Annotated in this window: 1 protein-coding gene; it reads left to right on the top strand. The window is 77.3% G+C overall.

Annotated elements, in window-relative coordinates:
• Positions 1 to 64 precede the first annotated feature (64 nt).
• A partial coding sequence (locus BTA51_RS29285) for a hypothetical protein (protein WP_210404982.1) occupies positions 65 to 264 on the top strand: 200 nt, incomplete at its 3' end.

Raw genomic sequence — 264 nt, forward strand, 5'->3', positions numbered from 1 at the left:
ACGAACGGCAAGCGGGCCGGGCACTGACGGCCGGGCGGCAGGCTCCCCGGGCGGCGGCCCGGAGGTGGACGGCTCCTCCCCCGTACTGGCCGACTTCCGGCGGCACTTGACCCGGCGGCTGTCCCGGATCGCGGCGCGCACGCTCGTCACCGAACTGCACGAGGCCCGTCGGCTGGGCCGGCTGAACGGCGAGGGGCCCCAGGAGCGCTTCCGGGACTTCGTCGCGCTGACCGCCCGCCGGGACGGGCTGGACCGGCTCGTCAC

The sequence above is a fragment of the Hahella sp. CCB-MM4 genome, from assembly GCF_002260525.1.
In the GTDB taxonomy this organism is placed as follows: Bacteria; Pseudomonadota; Gammaproteobacteria; order Pseudomonadales; family Oleiphilaceae; genus Hahella.